General features: G+C 72.3%; 18 protein-coding genes. 1 reads left to right on the top strand and 17 read right to left on the bottom strand.

Features of this window, described 5'->3' with window-relative positions; translation table 11 throughout:
• Nucleotides 1-55: 55 nt before the first annotated feature.
• From B6G06_RS03730 to B6G06_RS03695, 8 genes are all read right to left on the bottom strand, one after another.
• Nucleotides 56-445, bottom strand: a complete 390-nt coding sequence (locus tag B6G06_RS03730; protein ID WP_080463307.1) for a metal-sulfur cluster assembly factor — start codon at nucleotides 443-445, stop codon at nucleotides 56-58.
• Nucleotides 446-478: 33 nt separating this feature from the next.
• A complete protein-coding gene (sufU, locus tag B6G06_RS03725) occupies nucleotides 479-988 on the bottom strand; it encodes a Fe-S cluster assembly sulfur transfer protein SufU (protein WP_081171027.1) in 510 nt (169 codons plus the stop codon).
• Between the two features lie 5 nt (nucleotides 989-993).
• Complete coding sequence (locus B6G06_RS03720; protein ID WP_081171025.1) at nucleotides 994-2,358, bottom strand: aminotransferase class V-fold PLP-dependent enzyme; 1,365 nt, start codon at nucleotides 2,356-2,358, stop codon at nucleotides 994-996.
• Between the two features lie 7 nt (nucleotides 2,359-2,365).
• The gene (sufC, locus tag B6G06_RS03715) at nucleotides 2,366-3,115 is read right to left on the bottom strand and encodes a Fe-S cluster assembly ATPase SufC (protein ID WP_080463290.1); all 750 of its coding nucleotides are present in this window, start codon (nucleotides 3,113-3,115) and stop codon (nucleotides 2,366-2,368) included.
• 70 nt (nucleotides 3,116-3,185) lie between these two features.
• Nucleotides 3,186-4,436, bottom strand: coding sequence for a Fe-S cluster assembly protein SufD (gene sufD, locus B6G06_RS03710; protein ID WP_080463291.1), 1,251 nt, complete (start codon nucleotides 4,434-4,436; stop codon nucleotides 3,186-3,188).
• Nucleotides 4,437-4,484: 48 nt separating this feature from the next.
• The gene (sufB, locus tag B6G06_RS03705; protein ID WP_073453461.1) at nucleotides 4,485-5,924 is read right to left on the bottom strand and encodes a Fe-S cluster assembly protein SufB; all 1,440 of its coding nucleotides are present in this window, start codon (nucleotides 5,922-5,924) and stop codon (nucleotides 4,485-4,487) included.
• The gene (locus B6G06_RS03700; protein WP_080463292.1) at nucleotides 5,921-6,679 is read right to left on the bottom strand and encodes a helix-turn-helix transcriptional regulator; all 759 of its coding nucleotides are present in this window, start codon (nucleotides 6,677-6,679) and stop codon (nucleotides 5,921-5,923) included. The genes sufB and B6G06_RS03700 overlap by 4 nt, the downstream gene beginning before the upstream one ends.
• Nucleotides 6,680-6,914: 235 nt before the next feature.
• Complete coding sequence (locus B6G06_RS03695) at nucleotides 6,915-7,598, bottom strand: NUDIX domain-containing protein (protein ID WP_125898884.1); 684 nt, start codon at nucleotides 7,596-7,598, stop codon at nucleotides 6,915-6,917.
• 148 nt (nucleotides 7,599-7,746) lie between these two features.
• On the opposite strand from B6G06_RS03695, the gene B6G06_RS03690 reads away from it, so the two are divergent.
• Nucleotides 7,747-8,601, top strand: a complete 855-nt coding sequence (locus tag B6G06_RS03690; protein ID WP_081171021.1) for an inositol monophosphatase family protein — start codon at nucleotides 7,747-7,749, stop codon at nucleotides 8,599-8,601.
• On the opposite strand, the gene B6G06_RS03685 is transcribed toward B6G06_RS03690, so the two are convergent.
• The 9 genes from B6G06_RS03685 to B6G06_RS03645 form a co-directional block, all read right to left on the bottom strand.
• On the bottom strand, nucleotides 8,598-9,725 hold the full coding sequence (locus tag B6G06_RS03685; protein ID WP_240494097.1) for a glycosyltransferase: 1,128 nt from the start codon (nucleotides 9,723-9,725) through the stop codon (nucleotides 8,598-8,600). The genes B6G06_RS03690 and B6G06_RS03685 overlap by 4 nt on opposite strands.
• 5 nt (nucleotides 9,726-9,730) lie before the next feature.
• Complete coding sequence (gene murJ / locus B6G06_RS03680) at nucleotides 9,731-11,440, bottom strand: murein biosynthesis integral membrane protein MurJ (protein WP_081171017.1); 1,710 nt, start codon at nucleotides 11,438-11,440, stop codon at nucleotides 9,731-9,733.
• A complete protein-coding gene (locus B6G06_RS03675; RefSeq protein ID WP_081171015.1) occupies nucleotides 11,437-12,396 on the bottom strand; it encodes a hypothetical protein in 960 nt (319 codons plus the stop codon). Before B6G06_RS03675 ends, murJ begins: the two co-directional genes overlap by 4 nt.
• Nucleotides 12,397-12,620: 224 nt before the next feature.
• Nucleotides 12,621-13,550 carry a copper transporter gene (locus tag B6G06_RS03670; protein ID WP_080463297.1) on the bottom strand — a complete coding sequence of 310 codons (930 nt, stop codon included), beginning with the start codon at nucleotides 13,548-13,550 and terminating at the stop codon, nucleotides 12,621-12,623.
• A gap of 45 nt (nucleotides 13,551-13,595) precedes the next feature.
• Complete coding sequence (steA, locus tag B6G06_RS03665; RefSeq protein ID WP_080463298.1) at nucleotides 13,596-14,798, bottom strand: putative cytokinetic ring protein SteA; 1,203 nt, start codon at nucleotides 14,796-14,798, stop codon at nucleotides 13,596-13,598.
• Nucleotides 14,795-16,624, bottom strand: coding sequence for a DNA repair protein RecN (recN, locus tag B6G06_RS03660; protein WP_081171013.1), 1,830 nt, complete (start codon nucleotides 16,622-16,624; stop codon nucleotides 14,795-14,797). The genes steA and recN overlap by 4 nt, the downstream gene beginning before the upstream one ends.
• Complete coding sequence (locus tag B6G06_RS03655) at nucleotides 16,621-17,487, bottom strand: NAD kinase (RefSeq protein ID WP_080463309.1); 867 nt, start codon at nucleotides 17,485-17,487, stop codon at nucleotides 16,621-16,623. The genes recN and B6G06_RS03655 overlap by 4 nt, the downstream gene beginning before the upstream one ends.
• A gap of 71 nt (nucleotides 17,488-17,558) precedes the next feature.
• Nucleotides 17,559-18,407, bottom strand: coding sequence for a TlyA family RNA methyltransferase (locus tag B6G06_RS03650; RefSeq protein WP_080463300.1), 849 nt, complete (start codon nucleotides 18,405-18,407; stop codon nucleotides 17,559-17,561).
• 8 nt (nucleotides 18,408-18,415) lie between these two features.
• On the bottom strand, nucleotides 18,416-18,646 hold the full coding sequence (locus tag B6G06_RS03645) for a hypothetical protein (protein ID WP_080463301.1): 231 nt from the start codon (nucleotides 18,644-18,646) through the stop codon (nucleotides 18,416-18,418).
• Between the last annotated feature and the right edge of the window lie 5 nt (nucleotides 18,647-18,651).

Here is an 18,651-nt window from a genome sequence, read left to right as displayed (position 1 = left end):
CGTGCCCGAGTGAACCGGTCTCGATGCTATTTTCGACCGGTCTCGAGGCTACGGATCAGACGTTGAAGCCGAGGGCGCGCAGCTGCTCGCGGCCCTCGGGGGTGATCTTGTCCGGGCCCCACGGCGGCAGCCACACCCACTGGATGCGCACCTTGTCGGCGATGAGGGCGAGGGTCTGCTGGGCCTGCTCCTCGATGACATCGGTGAGCGGGCAGGCCGCGGTCGTCAGAGTCATATCGAGAACAACCGTCCCGTCAGGGTCGAAGGAGACGCCGTAGAGGAGGCCCAGGTCCACGACGTTGATCCCGAGCTCGGGATCGATGACGTCGCGCAGCGCCTCCTCGATGGCGGCGACGTCCACGCCGGACGGGATGGGGGCGGGCGAGTGCTGGGCGGCCATCGGGTGAGCGGTGGTGGACTCGGCAGTGGTCGGGTGGTCGGTCATGATCATTCCTGGGAGGTATCCGGGGTCGGGTGGTCAGCGCGGGGCGCATTCTTCGCACGGCCCGCTCGGCGCCGCGAGTCGGTCCTCGACGGCGGGCAGGGCGATCCCCGCCTGAGCGAGCGCATCCTTGAGGGCCATCCAGCCCAGGAGCGCGCATTTGACGCGATTGGGGTACTTCGAGACGCCCTCCAGGGCGGCGGCGTCCTCCAGATCATCGAGGATCGCGCCGTCGACGCCCCGCCCGCGCGAGTGCATGAGCTCATCAAAGCCCTGGGAGAGCCTGGCGACCGTCGTCAGGTCAGCGCCATCGATGAGGTCGTGCATGATCGAGATCGAGGCCTGGGAGATCGAGCAGCCCTCGCCCTTCCAGCCCACGGACACCAGGCGCCCATCCTCGACTCTCAGCCCCAGGTCCACCTCGTCCCCGCAGGTGGGGTTCACCTGGTGACTGAAGGCGGAGGGATCGGCGGGCAGGCCCTCGCCGTGCCGCTCGCGGGAGTGGTCGAGGATGACCTGCTGGTAGAGCTGGTCGAGTTCATTCATAGCCATCACCTCAGAAAATAGGACTGGACACCGGCCACGGCCTCGAGGAAGCGATCGATCTCCTCAATGGTGGTCGTCGGGCCGAAGGACAGGCGCGAGGAGGCGTGAATACCGAAATGCGCGTGGATCGGCTGGGCGCAGTGGTGGCCGGTGCGCACAGCGACACCGGCGGCATCGAGCACCTGGCCCACGTCGTGCGGATGGACCCCCTCGATGGTGAAGGCGATGACGCCGAAGCGGTCGGCGTCGTCGTCGGGCCCGATGATCCGCAGGCCGGGAACGCGCCTCATGCCGTCCAGCGCATGGGCGGTGAGCTCGGCCTCACGGGCGCGCAGGCGGTCCATGCCCAGGATCCCGAGGTAGTCGATGGCGGCGCGCCAGCCCGCAGCCTGGGCGAGGGGCTGGCTGCCGGCCTCGAAGCGCGCCGGAGGCGGCATGTAGGTGGAGGACTCCATGGTGACGACCTCGATCATGGAGCCGCCGGTGAGGACGGGTGGCATCGCGTCGAGGAGCTCCTCGGTGGCCACGAGCGCGCCCACGCCGGTGGGACCGCACATCTTGTGGCTGGACAGCGCCATCGCGTCGACGCCGGCCGCGGCCAGCGCGGCGAAGTCGAGGGGCATATGCGGCGCGGTCTGGCAGGTGTCGAGCACGACGACCGGCTCACGGCCCCCGGCACGGCCAGCGGCCCGGGCGGCGGCGAGGATGGGGTCCAGGGGCGCTATGGCGCCGGTGACATTGGAGGCATGGCCGAGGGCGAGGACCCGCGTGCGTCCGGTGATGACGTCGAGGGTGGCCAGGTCGATGCGGCCGGCGTCGTCGAGATCGAGCCAGCGCAGGGCGGCGCCGGTGCGGGCGGCGAGCTCCTGCCAGGGCACGAGGTTGGCGTGGTGCTCGGCCCGGGTGACGACGATCTCGTCCTCAGGGCCGAGGGCGAGCCGGCGCGCGGGGTCGGTCTCAGGGGCCGCGCCGGGCCCCCCGGCGGCGGGGCGGGCGAGACTGGCATGCCCAATGGCCAGGGCCACGAGGTTGATCGCCTCAGTGGCGTTCTTCGTGAAGACGAGCTGGCCGGCCCGGGCGCCCACGAAGGCGGCGATCGCCTCGCGGGCGTCTTCCAGGGAGGCGGTGGCCTCATCGGCGAGCTGGTAGGTGGAGCGCCCGGCCGCGCCGTTGCTCATCCTGTAGAACACGGACTCGGCATCCAGCACGCACCGCGGCTTCTGCGCTGTCGCGGCCCAGTCGAGGTAGGCGAGCTCGCGCCCATTGCGCGCGAGGCGCTCCAGGTAGGGGAAGTCCTTGCGGGCGCGGGCCACCTCCACCGCACTCAGCGGCTCGGCGGCGGGGGACTCGGTCGGTGTGGGGGCGCTCACAGTCGGCTCACTTGAGGTAGCGGTCGTAGCCCTCTTCCTCGAGCCGGTCGGCCAGGTCGGGGCCGCCCTGCTCGGCCACGCGGCCGTCGACGAACACGTGGACGAAGTCGGGCTTGATGTAGCGCAGGATCCGCGTGTAGTGCGTGATGAGGAGGAATCCGGCGTCGGAGGAGTCGTGCAGGCGGTTGACGCCCTCGGAGACGATGCGCAGCGCGTCGACGTCGAGGCCGGAGTCGGTCTCGTCCAGGACGGCGAATCGCGGCCTCAACAGCTCCATCTGGAGGATCTCGAAGCGCTTCTTCTCACCCCCGGAGAAGCCGGCGTTGACGTCGCGCTGGTTGAAGGAGGGGTCCATGCGCAGGCGCTCCATGGCGGAGCCGACCTCGCCGACCCACTGGCGCACCTTGGGGGCCTGGCCGTCGATCGCGGTCTTGGCGGTGCGCAGGAAGTTGGCCACGGACACGCCCGGGACCTCCACGGGGTACTGCATGGCCAGGAAGAGGCCCGCGCGGGCGCGCTCGTCCACGCTCAGGGACAGCAGGTCCTCGCCGTCGAGGAGGACCTGGCCATCGGTGACCTCGTAGTCGGGATGGCCCGCGATGGAGTAGGCCAGGGTGGACTTGCCCGAGCCGTTGGGACCCATGATCGCGTGGATCTCGTCGGAGGCGATGGCCAGGTCGACGCCCTTGAGAATGGGCTTGGGGCCGTCGTTGGTGGAGACCTGGACGTGGAGGTTGGTGATCTCGAGGGTGCTCATGAGTTTGTTCTGCTGCCTTCTGATGCCTGGTGGACGTGCGGCTTGCGCGGGGTTGTTCGGGGACGGGCGCTCACGGCCGCTCGTCGGCTGGGGCGCCGGGGCCCGCCGAGATGAGGCCGGTGAGCTCGAGCTCGTGCTCGATGGCGGTCATGAGGCGCTCCTCAACCTCGGGCACGCCGATCTCGGAGACGATCTCGTTGAAGAAGCCCAGTACCACGAGCCGGCGCGCCTCGTGCTCGGAGATGCCGCGGGCTCGCAGGTAGAACAGCTGGATGTCGTCGAAGCGGCCAGTGGCCGAGGCATGGCCCGCGCCCTCGATATTGCCGTTCTCGATCTCCAGGTTGGGGATGGAATCGGCCTTGGCGCCCGGGGTGAGCACGAGGTTGCGGTTGAGCTCGTAGGTGTCGGTGCCGTGCGCCCCGGCCCCGATGAGGCAGTCCCCCACCCACACGGCGTGGGCGCCGTCGCCCTGGAGGGCGCCCTTGTAGGTGACGCGGGAGTAGCAGTGCGGCTCGGTGTGGGCCACGTAGGGGCGGTGCTCCTGGTGCTGGCCGGCGTCGGTGAAGTAGACGCCGTAGGCGTCGATGCGCCCGCCCTCGCCGCTGAAACCGAGGTCGGGGGCGATGCGCGTGTCCCCGCCCAGCGAGACGACGACGTGCTTGAGCGCGCCGCGCCCCTCGACGCGCGCACGGTGATTGGAGGCGTGGACGGCGGCGTCATCCCATCCCTGGACCGAGACGACGGTGAGGTCCGCGCCGTCGGCGACAACGATCTCCACCGTCTGGGTCAGGGCGGCGGTGCCGGTGTGGTCGAGGATGACGGTGCCGGTGGAGCCGGGCTCGGCGGTGATGAGCAGGTGCTGGGCGCTGGGGCTGGCCAGCTCGGCGTCATCGCCCCGTATCGCCACTCGCGCGGCGCGCTCGAGGCGGGCGCCCGCCGTCAGAGTGATGGCGGTGGCGGTGGAGAAGGCCGCCCAGGCGACGACGCCGGTGCGATCCACGGGCTCGCCGACACCGCCGAGGCGCGCGTCGTCCCGGCCGAGCCCCTCGACGACGACGCCATCGGGGGCGTCGACGCCGGTGGCCACGACCCCGGCTCGGGTCCCGGAGGCGACCGCGTCGAGATCGAACAGGGGGGCGAAGCGCTTGATCGGGGTGAAGCGCCACTCCTCCTCGCGGCCTCGGGGCACGGGGATGTCCGCCGGGTCGAAGGAGGTGGGGCGGTCGGCCCGGGAGGCCACGTAGCGGGGCAGAGGGGCGCCGCCGTGGCTGTGGGCGCCCTGGGTGGTGGCGCGCGAGTGGTCGGTGCGCAAGTCGGTCATGTCGTGCTCCTGATCGGGGTGGGTGATGGGCTCGGTGCGGCGGAACCGTCAGCCGACCGAGTTCTCCATCTGGAGCTCGATGAGGCGGTTGAGCTCGAGGGCGTACTCCATGGGCAGCTCGCGGGCGATGGGCTCGACGAAGCCGCGCACGATGGTGGCCATCGCCTCGGTCTCGGTCAGCCCGCGCTGCATGAGGTAGAAGAGCTGGTCCGCGCTGACCTTGGAGACGGTCGCCTCGTGGCCCATCTCGACGTCGTCGGTGCGCACGTCCACGTACGGGTAGGTGTCGGAGCGGGAGATCTCGTCGACCAGCAGGGCGTCGCACAGCACGTTGGACTTGGAGTGGCGCGCGTTCTTCATGATCTGCACCAGGCCCCGGTAGGCGGAGCGGCCGCCGTGGCGGGCGATGGACTTCGAGACGATGTGGCTCGAGGTGTGCGGCGCCATGTGGACCATCTTGGCGCCGGTGTCCTGGTGCTGGCCCTCGCCGGCGAAGGCGATGGACAGGGCCTCGCCGCGGGCGTGGGGGCCCATGAGGAAGACGGCCGGGTACTTCATGTTGCGCTTGGAGCCGATGTTGCCGTCGACCCATTCCATGGTGGCGCCCTCGGCGCAGGTGGCGCGCTGGGTGACGAGGTTGTAGACGTTGTTGGACCAGTTCTGGATGGTCGTGTAGCGCACGCGGGCGTTCTTCTTCACCACGATCTCCACGATCGCCGAGTGCAGGGAGTCGGTGGAGTAGATCGGGGCGGTGCAGCCCTCGACGTAATGGACGTAGGAGTCCTCGTCGGCGATGATGAGCGTGCGCTCGAACTGGCCCATGTTCTCGGTGTTGATGCGGAAGTAGGCCTGGAGCGGGATCTCCACGCGCACGCCCTTGGGAACGTAGATGAAGGACCCCCCGGACCACACGGCCGTGTTGAGGGCGGCGAACTTGTTGTCGCCGGCGGGCACGACGGTGCCGAAGTACTCGCGAACGAGCTCGGGGTACTCGCGCACGGCGGTGTCGGTGTCGACGAAGATGACGCCTTGCTCCTCCAGGTCGCCGCGGATCTGGTGGTAGACGACCTCGGACTCGTACTGGGCGGCGACGCCGGCGACGAGCCGCTCGCGCTCGGCCTCGGGGATGCCGATGCGATCGTAGGTGTTCCTGATGTCCTCGGGCAGGTCGTCCCAGGAGTTGGCGGGCCGATCCGTGGAGCGCACGTAGTACTTCACGGCGTCCATGTCGAGCTGGGACAGGTCCACGCCCCAGGTGGGCATGGGCTTGCGCTCGAAGGTCTCGTAGGCCTTGAGGCGCTTGGCGAGCATCCACTCGGGCTCGCCCTTGATCGCGGAGATCTCCCGGACCACTTGCTCGTCGAGACCGCGCTTGGCGTTGGCGCCGGCCTCGTCGGAGTCGTGCCAGCCGAAGTCGTAGGACGCCGGGATCGAGTCGATGATCTCGTCGTCGCTGCGCGTGGCTGGCTCGGTCATGGTTGACGTCATCGGGTTCCTTCCGTTCGCTGGGGCCGGCTGCCCCGCGTGTGAGCAATGGCCCGCGCGGCGCGCTTGCGCAGAGCGGGCATGACGATGGGCACGTGCGTGGTGCACACGTGGTCTCCCCCGGCCAGGGTGGCCAGGCGCTGGACGGGCACGCCGAGCAGGCGGGAGAAGGCCTGGGTCTCGGCATCGCACAGCTCGTGGAACTGCCCGGCGACATCGCGCACCGGGCAGTGGCCCTGGCAGAGCTGGACGGCGAAGGTGCCGTCGCCGACGTCGCGGATGGTGGCGGCGTACCCGTCCGCGGAGAGGGCATCGGCCAGGGCCATGGCGCGGTCGGCCGGGTCCTTGCCCGCGGCCTCGACGATGCGCATGTAGCGGCGCTCGAGGTCCCGGCCGCGGGAGGCGGCGAAGGAGCCGACGGCCTTGTCCCCCGCGACCTGCGACAGGTAGCTGAGGGCCCGGGCGGCGAGGTCGGAGTAGCCCTCGCCGAGATTCGAGCGCGCCGACGCCGTGGCGACGTAGTGGCGCGCGGGGCGCCCGCGGCCGCGCTTGCCCACACCCGTGGGGGTGTGGACGGCGATCTGGCCGTTGTCCTCCAGGGCTGTGATGTGGCGGCGCACGGCTGCGGGCGTGAGGTGGAGAATGGCGGCGAGCTGGGCGGCGGAGACGGGCCCCTTCTCAATGATGAGATCGAGGACCTTGACGCGGGTGGACTCGTCATCTGCGGGAGCGCCCGGGCCGGTCGGATTCGGGCTCATCGGACTTATAGGACTCACACTTCCCCCTCTCCCGTCCCTCGCAATGCGCGCGGGCGCCACCGGAGCGCCCGGGGGCGCCGTCGGCCTGGCACCCATTTTAAGCATCATCCTTGTGCCTAAATTGGAACAGCGCAACTTGATGACGCCGTGGCGCCACGTGGCATGGCGCACGCCCGGCCACCTGAACCAGGAGTCTTCATCCCTTGCCGCGCGAGGGCCTGAGGTCCTACGCGCGTCACATGCTCTCGGGGCTGCGCATCCAGGGGGCATCAGCGGGGCGCAGTCCCTCGTAGCCGCGCTTCCGGGCGCACTCGGCCGCGAGGACCCCCGCGACAGTGGAGGGGTTGTGGAGCCGCCCGCCCATGACGGCGTCGAGCACCTCGTCGAAGCGGAACCAGGTGGGCTCGAACTCGGCCTCCTCGGCCTCGCGCTCGGTGCGCTCCTCGACGGGGATCGGGAACAGGCCCCGGGCGAGGAAGCAGCGCACGCCCTCGGTGGTGAATCCGGGCGAGGCGTAGAAGTCGATGAGTGTCTCCCAGCGCTCAGCGGCGTGGTCGGTCTCCTCGGCGAGCTCGCGGGCGGCGGCGATGACCGGGTCCTCCTCGGGGAGGTCGAGCAGGCCGGCGGGGATCTCCCACAGAGCGGCCCGCACGGGGTGGCGGTACTGGCGGACCATGAGGATCTCGGCCGCGCCGTCGGGTTGGGAGGACTCCTCGCCCTCCCGCAGAGCGATGATGCTGACGGCGTCGTGGTGGGCGATGGTCTGGCGGCGGATGGGCTCGGGGGCGCCCGGGGACAGGCGGATCATCTCATCGTCGACGGCGCAGATGGGGCCGGTCCATACGCGCTGGGCGCTCAGCACCTCCCGGGTGTCGCGCTCGTCGGCGGGGCCGCATGCGGCGTTGTTCTGGCGGGTCATCTGAGCCTCCATCGGGACTACGGTCAGCTCCCCCATTGTGCCCCCGCCCCGCCCACGAGCGAGACCGGTCGTTATCAGGATCGAGACCGGTCTCGCTGGGGATAGGATCGGGACCGCGGATGCGCACGAGGAGGGACGAGGAGGAGCGATGAGCACCAGGGGACTGGATCTGGACCTTCTGCTGGGCACGGCCCGCGAGGCGGTCCTCGCCGCGGCCGCCTTCGCCCTCGATCCGGGCGCTGAGCTGCGGGTCGAGACCAAGCAGCATGACAAGGACCTGGTCACCCAAGTGGATCGCGGCGCGGAGCGGATCATCGCCGAGTGCCTCGCGCCTACCGCCATCCCCCTGCATGGCGAGGAGGAGCACCGCGTCGAGGGCTTCGAGGAGCGCACGGGCCCGGCCTGGGTGGTCGACCCGATCGACGGCACGACGAACTACGTGGCCACGCACCGCGACTGGGCGGTCTCGCTCGCCCTGGTCGACGGCGGCGCCCCGGTGATCGCGGCCCTCGCCGATCCCGTGGCAGGCCGCCTCATGACGGCGATCGCGGGGCGGGGGGCTCGGGTGGGCCCGCTCCGGGCGGCCGGCGATGGCCGTGACGATGAGCCGATTCCCATGGCACCGGACCTGGCGCTGGAGCGGGGCGCGGCGATCGTCCCGTTCAACTCGCTCAGAGGCGTGCCCGGGGCCGACGGCGTTGTGAGCGCCGCGCTGGCGGCTCGCGCCTACGGCTCGGCCGCCCTGGAGATCGCCGAGGTGGCCAGGGGCGGGGCAGTGGCCTTCCTGCACGGCGGCCTCAAGCCCTGGGACATGGCGGCGGCGGTCCTCCTCGCCCAGGAGACGGGCGCGCTCGTCACCCGGGTGGACGGCTCCGCCCTGGACGCGCGCCGCGCCGGATCAGTGCTCGCGGCGACACCGACGGCGCACGCCCGCATCCTGGAACTCCTGGCGCAGGCCCGCGACGCCGAGAACGGGACCGGCGATCCCGCGCCCTGGGTCTAGGCGCCCGGGGCCAGGACGGCGCTCAACTGCGCGAGCAGGTCCGCTGAGGTGGGCAGCCCGGCCGCGGCGGCGCGCGCCCGGCCCCTCCACTCCCGCCGAGCGGCGGGGTCATCCAGGAGTCGGCCGATGGCGTCGGCGATGGCGCGGGCCTCGGGCGCCACCAGGATGGCGCCCCCGCGCGCCGTGACGCCCGTGCCCCCCACATCGGTGGCGATAATGGCGGCGCCCGCCCTCAGCGCCTCCTGGATGGTCAACGGCTGTCCCTCCCACAGGCTGGTCTGGACGACGGCGTCGGCAGAGGACATGAGCGCAAGGGCATCCTCGCGCCGCCCGAGCAGGGTCACGGGCAGGCGCTCAGCGTCGATGCGGGTCTGCAGAGCCGGGCGTTCGGGCCCCTCCCCCGCGACGAGCCAGGTGAGCGGCGCGCCATCCCCCTCAGCCCGCCGGGCGAGGATCGAGGCGGCATCGAGTAGGAGGTCGAGGCCCTTCTGAGGGGCCAGGCGGGCCACAGTCAGGATGATGGGGCCGCCGCCCGCTCCCGCCTCGGCCGCGCCTCGGTGCCCTGCCCCAGGGTTCCTGTCAGCGTCTCCCACAGCCTCCTCAGGCGCGGGGATGATGGCGAGCAGGGCACTGGCCGCCCCGCGGGCGCGGGCCCGTCCGACGAGGTCGGGGCTGACGCCGAGCACGGCATCGGCCCGCCTGGCCACGAGCGATTCGAGGCGATCCCCCACGAGCCGGGTGAGGCGCCCGCCGACGGGGAGGTTGTGAAGAGTGACGACCAGGCGCGCCCGCCCGCTCCGGCGCCGACCGAGGGCGAGGGCAGCCACCGAGCCCGCGCGCAGGCCGTGGGCGTGGACGACGTCGGCGCCCCGAGCAATGGCCGCCAGGCGGCGCACCGCCAAGTGGTCGGCGAGCGCGGGCCGGGGCCCGATCTCGAGGACGGCTCGGCGGGCGTCCCCGGTATCGAGGCCCTCCAGGACCTCCATCGGCGCGGCGACGATCACCTCGTGGTCGGCGCCGCTGAGGGCCCGGGAGCACTGGCCGAGGTGGGCACGCACTCCCCCGGCGGCGCTCCCACTGACCTCGACGATGCGCATGGGCCGCATCCCAGCAATCCCAGTCATCCCGCTCATCTCCTCCCCCAGCGCAGCGCTCCCAGGGCTGGGGGGCAGACGATGTGCGCGGCGGTGATAGTGGCGAGGGCGGCCAGGAGGGCCCAGATACCGGAGAGCAGGATCTGGGACCAGGGCGCGCCGGTCATCTGGCTGAGTGCCCGCCCGGCCCACCCGGAGGCGGCCGCGACCGGGGCCCCGGCCAGGATGACCCGGGCGATGGGGCGCAGCACCGAGGCTTCCAGGCAGCGGGCCAGGCCCGCCAGAAGGCCGATGCCCGCGATCGTCATGCCGATGCTGGTGCCGATGCCGAGTGCCTTCAGCGTGGCGGGGCCGTCTGCGCCGCCCGGGGCGAGCAACCGCACGGCGGTCGTGGACAGGACCGCCGCCACAGCCCAGCCCAGCGCGGTGGCGTGGGCGGCCCAGCGCGCGCGACCAGCGGCGAAGAGGATGCGGGTGATCTGGTGGATGAGGCCGAAGCCAACAATGCCGGGGGCGAAGGAGACCAGGGCGGCGGACATCCCTCGCACGTCGTCGGTCAGGAGCGCGAAGAACGCCTCGGCCCCGGCGCTCGCTGCCAGGAGCATCGCCATGCCGGCCAGGGAGACGCTGGTGACGAGGGCGGTGGAGTCACCGCACAGCCTCAGGGCCTCCTCGCGCGGGCTCCCCTCGCACCTGCCCGGCACGACCGCGCTCGCCCCGGCCCTGGCGGGGGCCGAGGCCGGTGGGATGGCGGCGCCCTCTGCGAGCAGGCCCGCGATCCTCGGGTAGAGGACGGTGGCCACGGGAACGACGAGCACGGCGTATGGCAGTACCCAGATGGCCTGCGTGTACTGGTAGACGGCGATGGTGCCGCTGACTCCCCCGGAGCGGGCGAGGACGGGCACGAGGAGCATGAAGGCCTGCTGGGCGACCAGGGCGGTGATGCCGGCGGTGGCCAGGCCCCAAGCGCGCCGGCGGGTGGCGGCGTCGAGGCGGAGCGTGAGCCGCAGGTCGATATCGAGGCGGGAGGCGGGGATGAGGAGGGGAAGGCTGAGGGCGGCCACGCCGAGCGTGGTCCCCCAGCCGAGGACGAGCAGCCCCGCGGGGTCGGCGCTGCTCGTCCACTGGCCCGCTCCCTCGGGGGTGATGGCGCCGTAGAGGGCGTAGGCGGTCATGACGACGAGGCTGGACAGGATCGGAGTGAGGGCGGGCCAGGCGAAGCGCCGGTGTGCCTGGAGGATGCCGGTCAGGACGACGCCGATGCCGTAGAGCGGCACTTGGAGGGCGAACATGCGCAGGAAGTCGGCGACGAGTCGCGTTTGGAGGCCGGGGTCGGCGTCGACTGAGGTGGGGAAGAGCTCGGCGATGGGGTCGGCGAGGACGGCGAGGAGGATACCCAGGGGCACGAGGATGACCAGGACCGTGCTGAGCATCGCGGAGGCGGTTCGGGAGACCGTCTCGCGGTCACCCGCCATGACGGCGCCGGCCAGGAGGGGGACGATGGTGGCGGCCAGGGCCCCGCCGACGACGACCTCGTACAGGACGTTGGGGATCTGGTTGGCGGTGGCGTAGGCCCCGGCGACGGCACCTGTGCCGACGGTCGCGGCCTGCACGATCCAGCGCAGGAATCCGAGCGCACGGGAGATGAGGGTGAGTCCTGCGACGCCGCCGACGACGGTCGCCAGGCCTCGCTGCGCCCCGTTGGTCCCGCCCTCGGCTCGCGCATCGGCGGTCTTGTCCGTCATTGGTCCCGGCGTCCCAGGGCGTCCAGCGCGGCGAGGGCCGGGGAGGAGTCGATGACGCGTGAGAAGGAGACGCGCTCGCTGGCCAGGATGAGGGCGGCGCCGGCGACCGCCGCCCCATGGCGGAAGGCTCGTGAGGGGGCGGCGGCGAGGGCGGCGCCGACGAGGGCGCCGAGGGAGTTGGCGCCGGTGTCGCCGAGCATGGTGCGCTCGCCGAGGTCCTCGGGCGCGGATGCGGCGGCGACCCCGAGGGCACCGGCGGCCAGGATGCGGGTGGGGGCCGCCGCCTGACCCGGCCAGGCGAGAAGGGGGGCCGAGATAAGCGCGCTGGCCTTGAGGGCGCGCCCGGGGCGCAGGTCGAGGAGGTTGTGGACGTTGGCCCAGGCGCCGATGACGATGGCGCTCACTGCGGCGTCGGCGACGAGCGCGCGCGGCCGGGCGGCGGGGGCGGCCGGGGCCCGGTGCCTGGCGAGGAGGACGCCGCCGACGAGCGCGCCGGAGCCGATGATGGCGATCTTGAGGGCGCCTGTGGTGACGCGGCCGCGGGCGAGGGCTCCGAGGTGGCCGGCCAGGCCCTTGGCGGGGGCATCGCCGTCGTGGGCGCCGGCGTCGAGATCGTCGATGAGTCCGGCGGTGCCTCCGGCGGAGGCGGCGATGACGGCGGCCGCACCGGGGCGGGCAGTGAGCGCGTTCGGACGAGCGAGCGCGCCTGCGCACCCGGCCACCGCAGTGGCACCGATGGCGCTGGCGATGCCTCCTCGCAGTGAGACCGTGCGCCCGTGGAAATTGGAGCGCTCGAGCCGCCTCCACCTGGGCAGGGCTCGCAGGAGCGCGGAGGCCCCGGTGCTCCAGGCAAGGCCGCTCGTCGCGGCGATGAGCGCCTGGCGGGCAGGTGAGGTCGCGCGGCGAGGACGGCTCGGGTGGCGGCGGCTGCCTCTCTGGAGCGGTACGGCGGTCATGAGTCCCAGGCTACCGGCCGGAGATCGCGCCGCCGACGCATTGGCGGGTCCCGGGAGGCTCAGGGCGGCCAGGTGTCCGCCGCGCGAGCTGTCGCCCTGCTGGCCGACCATCCCGCACACAGGGCGATGATGATGGTCAGGTCGAGCGAACCCCTGATGAGCTCGGGGCTGAGGTGGACCGGGGCGTTGCTGCGCGTCGATCGCGGGAACGTTCGCTCCGCAGTTCACCCCTTGGCGGGGATGGGGGGCATGATGGTGCCGGCACCGTCATCGAAGCCGTAGGAGCCTTGGGCCCCGCCCAAGACGGCGGCGATGGCCAGTGGCACGGAGACGGCGGCGCTCGCCTGGCCCACAGAGTCGATCGTCGTCGCCTTGGCCCTGTTCTCGCGCATGACGGCGATGATGTCGCGCTCGTCGTCGGCCCCGCCGACGATGACGGCGGGCGCTCCCGCGGCCACACCGGTGAGCGCCGCCGCCCAGGCCTTGCCGGTGGCATCGGCGCCGGGAGTCGGGGTGGCTCCCGCGGCGTCGGCCTGGGCCGAGCGCGGCCCTACGACCACCACGGCGTCGGCCTTGGTCGTGAGCTGGGAGTTGACGCTCATGAGAGGCGTGTCCGAGGCGGTGAGCAGGTCGCGCAGCGCGATGGCGCTGGAGTCGTCCACGGTCAGGGCCTTGGCCAGGCCCTCGCCCAGGATCCCGCTGGAGTCCTTGGATACGGCCTCATCCAGGTTGCCGGCGAACTGGCCCGAGTAGGCTGAGCGGAATGACTCCCGGCTGGGATCCGTCCACACCGAGGTCAGCGTCACGCGGCCGGTGGTCGTGCCGCCCGCGACCGCGATCTGGGAGATGACGAGCTCGACGTCCTCGTCCTGGGCGTCGGGCAGGGCCACGATGGCGACACTGCGGCCGCTCAGCGTGCCGGGCAAGTAGGAGGCCGCGGCCGCGGTGATGTAGGCGTCGCGATCGTTGAGGGCCGCCGATGTGGTCTCCAACTGGGCGTGCGTGGCATTGCGGTCCTCGCGCAGCGACTCCACCTGGTTGTGCAGGGCATTCCCCAAGGAATTCTGCAGGGGGCCCGCGCCCAGGACGATACCGACGGCCAGGGCGACGAAGACCGAGATCAGGGAGACCAGGTGGTAGCGGAAGTCGATCATGTTGCGTTCCTTGCGTGCATCGACGAATAGCGCGGGGGCGGATCGTCACAGGGACGGGGTTCTCGGGGACAGGCCCACGAGCGACCTCAGGAAGTTGATGAAATCATCCCAGGTGGCGCCGAAGAGGCCGAAGAAGGTCTGACCGGCGGGGGTGGACTGGAGCGCCGCCCATAGGGCGAACAGCCCCGCCACGGCCAGGAAGAACAGGTGCCAGCTGGAGATACGGGTGCGGTAGAGCCGCGAGACGCCTTTGGCGTCGATGAGGCGTCCCCCGACCTTGAGACGGGTCAGGAAGGTGGAGGACATGCCGGCCCTGCCCTTGTCGAGGAACTCCAGGAGAGTGGCGTGAGTGCCCAGGGCGACGATGAGCTCGGCGTCGGCCTCATCGGCCATGAGCATGGCGATGTCCTCGCTGGTGCCCGTGGCCGAGAACACCACGTGGTCGACGCCGAGGGCCTCCACTCGGGCAAGGCCGGGGGCGCGCCCGTCGCGGTAGGCGTGGACGACGATCTCCGCGCCGCTGCGCAGCGCCCTGTCCGAGACGGAGTCCATGTCGCCCACGATCATGGTGGGTTTGAACCCGGCCTCGATGACGGCATCGGCCCCGCCGTCGACGCCGATGATGACCGGCTTGCAGTCGCGGATGTAGGAGCGCAGGGCCTTGAGATCCTCCTTGTAGGAGTAGCCGCGCACGACGACCAGCACATGCTTGCCCGCCATGGAGGTGCGGATCTCGGGCATGCCGATCCCGTTGAGCAGCAGGTCGCGCTCGCGCTTCATGTACTCCATAGTGTTGGCGGCGAAGGCCTCGAGCTGGACGGCCAGGCCCTCCTTGGCCACCTCCATGGAGGCCTCCACGCTCCCGGGAGTCTGCACGGTCCCCTCAGCGATGATCGCGTCCTCGCCCTCGAGACGCACGGCGCCGTCGGCGACGATGATCCGATCGCCCTCGCGCAGGCGCATGATGTCAGCGCCCAGGCCATCGATGAGGGGGATTCCGGCATCCACGAGGATCCCGGGACCGAGGTTCGGGTATCGGCCGGAGACGGACGGCGAGGCGTTGAGCACTGCGGCGGGCCGCTTCTCCACGAGGGACTCGGCGGCCACCCGGTCCAGGTCCGAGTGGTTGATGACGGCGATATCACCCGGGTTGAGGCGCTTGACCAGGTCCTTAGTACGGGCATCGACGCGGACGACGCCGACTGGCCGGTCGTCCGGGGGCGAGTGCTTGTGGAACGGGAACCTCACGCGCTCGATTCTGCCATGGAGGCCTCTGCCAGGAGTTCCGCGGCGTGCCGCAGGGCCGCCTCGGAATCGTCGTGGCCGGACAGCATCCGCGCCAGCTCGCGCTCGCGCTCACCCCCTGAGACACGGGTGACCCGCGTGCGCGTGATCCTCGCGTCGCCGGGGTGATCAGCGCCGTCCGGTGCGCCGCCGCCTGCCGGGGTCTCCTTGTGGACGACGAGGTGGGTGTCGGCCCAGGCGGCCACCTGTGCCAGGTGAGTGACGACGATGACCTGGTGGCCGCGGGCCAGTCGGGCCAGTCGCCGCCCGATCTCGCGCGCGGCCTTCCCGCCGACGCCGGCGTCGATCTCGTCGAACACGAAGGTGCGGGCGTGTTCCCGATCCGGTGCCGCGCCGCCGTCCTGCGCGCCGAGGGCGGGCTCGGTCATGGTGGCGTCGGCGAGGACGACCTCCAGGGCCAGCATGATCCGGGAGAGCTCTCCGCCGGAGGCCCCCTTGCCCAGCGGCATGGGGGTCGCGCCGGGATGCGGTGACAGCAGCAGGGAGACCGACTCAGCGCCGGTGGGCCCGGGCTCGTCAAGCGCCTCGAGACCGACAACGAGCCTGGCCCCGCTCATCCGCAGGCCCTCGAGCTCGACGGTGACGGACTCCTGGAGCCGCTCGGCCAGGCCGGCCCGGGCGGCGCTCAGCTCAGCGGCGGTGGCCTCGAGCTCGGCCTGGGCCTCCGTGAGTGCCTGTCGGAGCTCCTCTGCGCCGTCGGAGGGCCCGTCGATGCGGGCGAGGCGGTCGGCGGCGCCCCGCCCCCACTTCAGGAGAGCGTCGACACCGTCGATCTGCTCCGCGGCACCACCGGTCTCACGGCACAGGCGGGTCAGCTCGGCACGGCGCTGATTGACCCAGGCCAGGCGCGCGGGGTCGGCGTCGAGGCCGGAGAGGTAGGAGCCGAGGTCGGCACCGATGTCGGCGCTGAGGATGCCGAGCTGGCGGACCCTGGCCGCGAGCTCGGTCAAGGCGGGGTCGAGGCCGTCGACGCCGGCCAGGGCGCGCCCGGCGGCAGCGATGAGGGAGGCGACGTCGACGGCCTCCGAACCGCCCGCGGCCGGATCGGCATCGGCGGTCAGAGCCGCGGCCGCGGCGGTCGCGGCCAGGCGCAGGTCCTCGGCGTGCTCCAGGCGGCCGGCCTCGGCCTCCAGGGCGCTGTCCTCCCCGGGAGCGGGGGCGGCAGCCTCGATGGCCTCCAGCCAGGCGCGCAGGCGGGCGGCCTCCTCAGCGCGCGCTTGGGCCCCGGCCCGCCACTGCGCCAGCTCCTCGGCAGCGCGCGCCCGCTGCCGGTAGGCGTGGGCGTAGCGCCGGCACAGGGCGGCGTGCTCGGACCCGCCGAGGGAGTCCAGGGCGGCGCGCTGGGCGGCGGCGGAGCGCAGGCGCAACTGATCGGCCTGTCCGTGGACGGCCACGAGTCGCGACCCCACCTCGGCCAGAACGGATGAGGGTACCGAGCGCCCCCCGAGATGGGCCCGTGAGCGGCCCTCGGCGGGCACGGCGCGCGTGGCGATGAGCAGGTCGTCGTCGAGCTCGGCACCGGCCTCGGCGGCGCGGCGTCCGGCCGGCGAGTCGGGGTCGGTGAGGAAGACGCCCTCGACGAGGGCCCGCCGGGCGCCGGTGCGCACGACCGAGGCCCCGGCGCGCTGGCCCAGGAGCAGGCCGAGGGAGGTGAGCACCATGGTCTTACCGGCCCCGGTCTCGCCTGTCAGCGCGGTCAGACCGGGACCGAAGCGCAGTTCAGCGGATTCGATGATTCCCAGGTCCTCGATGCTCAGGGACTCGATCAATGGCCCAACCCGTTCTCGCTGGCCGCCCGCCATCCCTGCACGGGCAGATCGAATTTGCGCACGAGCCTGCGCGAGAAGGGGGCGTCGTTGAGCCGGGCCAGGCGCACGGGGCGCTTCCCGCGGGTGACGCGGATGCGACTGCCCGCGACGACATCGAGGCTGCGGCGCCCGTCGCACCAGATCTCGGCACCGTCGAAGCCTGTGGAGTCGATGATGACCTCCAGGCAGGATGTCGGTGCCACGACGAGGGGGCGGGTGAACAGCGCATGGGCGGCCATGGGGGCCAGGAGGAGGGCCTCGACCTCGGGCCAGATGATGGGCCCGCCCAGGGAGAAGGCGTAGGCGGTCGAGCCGGTGGGGGTGGAGATGACCAGGCCGTCGCAGCCGAAGGAGGAGACGGCCTGCCCGTCGACGCCGATGGCGAGCTCGAGCATGCGCGCGCGGTCGCGCTTCTCCAAGGCAGCCTCGTTGAGGGCCCAGCCGTGCTGGATCGCCCCTTCGGGGCTCTCGACGGTCACCTCCAGGGTCATGCGCTCCTCGACGGTGTACCGCCCGGCGACGAGCTCGGCCACGACGTGCTCGACGGCGTCGGGGTTCGCCTCGGCGAGGAAGCCGACGTGACCGGTGTTGATGCCCACGAGGGGCACGTCCTTGTCTCGGGCGATCTGGCTGGCGCGCAGGATCGTGCCGTCCCCGCCCAGGACGAGCACGAGGTCGATGTCCCCCAGGAAGCGGTGGTCGACGCATTCGACGCCATGGTCGCGCAGGGCCGCCTCGGCGCGCGCCCCGGCCGTGGCCGTGGAGGCGGAGCGCCGCTGCCCGGGCGGGACGGGCTGGTCGTTGACGTCGCGCCGGACCACCATGACGCGCGTGATCCTGTGGTCGCGCCGCTGATCCGGCGCTGTCGGTGCGGTCATCAGCTGCTCGTCCTCCCTCATCTGGCGCCCCTGCCGTCGGGGCCCTCGGCGACGGCGCGCCCGGCCTCGGCGATCAGGGCATCGCCGGTGAGGTCGGCGCCACTCCCGGCACTACCCGCATGCATGGACAGAAAGTACTCGACATTACCCGAGGGGCCCGGCAACGGCGAGGCGGTGATGGCGTCGATGCCGAGGCCCAGGGAGTGGGCGCGCCCGGCGACGGTGAGGATCGTCTCGAGGCGCAGCGCGGGGTCGCGGACCACTCCCCCGTGCCCGAGCCTCTCCTTGCCGATCTCGAACTGGGGTTTGACCATGAGGAGGAGGTCGGCGTCGTCGGCCGAGGCCCGCAGGAGCGGTTCCAGGACGAGAGTCAGGGAGATGAAAGACAGGTCGCCCACCACGAGCCCGGGCGCTGGGGCGACGGCGGCGGGCTCGAGGGTGCGCACGTTCGTACGATCCAGGACCCGCACGCGGGGGTCGGATCGGAGGGACCAGGCGAGCTGGCCGTAGCCGACGTCGACGGCGACGACGCTGACAGCACCGCGCCGAAGGAGCACATCTGTGAAGCCGCCGGTGGAGGCTCCGGCATCCAGGCAGCGGCGCCCCGCCACCGCCGGGGCGAGACCCCTGGCCTCAAGGGCGTCGAGGGCGCCGGCGAGCTTATGGGCGCCTCTCGAGACGTAGTCGTCCCCACTGGGCGTCACGATCTCAATGGCCTGCGCGGGGTCGACCTGACGGGCGGGCTTGGTCACGAGGGCGCCGTCGAGGGTGACGCGGCCGTCGGTGATGAGCTGGGCGGCATGGGCGCGCGAGCGGGCGACGCCACGCCGGACGAGCTCGGAGTCGATGCGGATGAGCCGTGCCATGAGCAGCCTCAGCTCTCGGCCAGCCGCAGGGCGGAGCGGAGGTCCTCGGCGAGGTCCGCCAGGCCCCTGGCCCGCGCCTCCAGCGGCTCATCGGCGAGCGCATCGAGCCGCTCCGCAGCGCCGACGCCCTCCTGGGAGGCCGCGGCGAGGCGCTGCTCGCGGCCGGGGCCGGGCAATGGCGCGGCGGGGATCGCCTCGTTGGGCCCGGGGACCGGGCCTGGCTGGCGCTCGGTGCTCATCGGGG

It is taken from the genome of Actinomyces gaoshouyii (genome assembly GCF_002076915.1).
Classification (GTDB): domain Bacteria; phylum Actinomycetota; class Actinomycetes; order Actinomycetales; family Actinomycetaceae; genus Actinomyces; species Actinomyces gaoshouyii.
The sequence above is the reverse complement of the archived record's forward strand: the minus strand, read 5'-3'. Positions and strand labels throughout refer to the sequence as shown.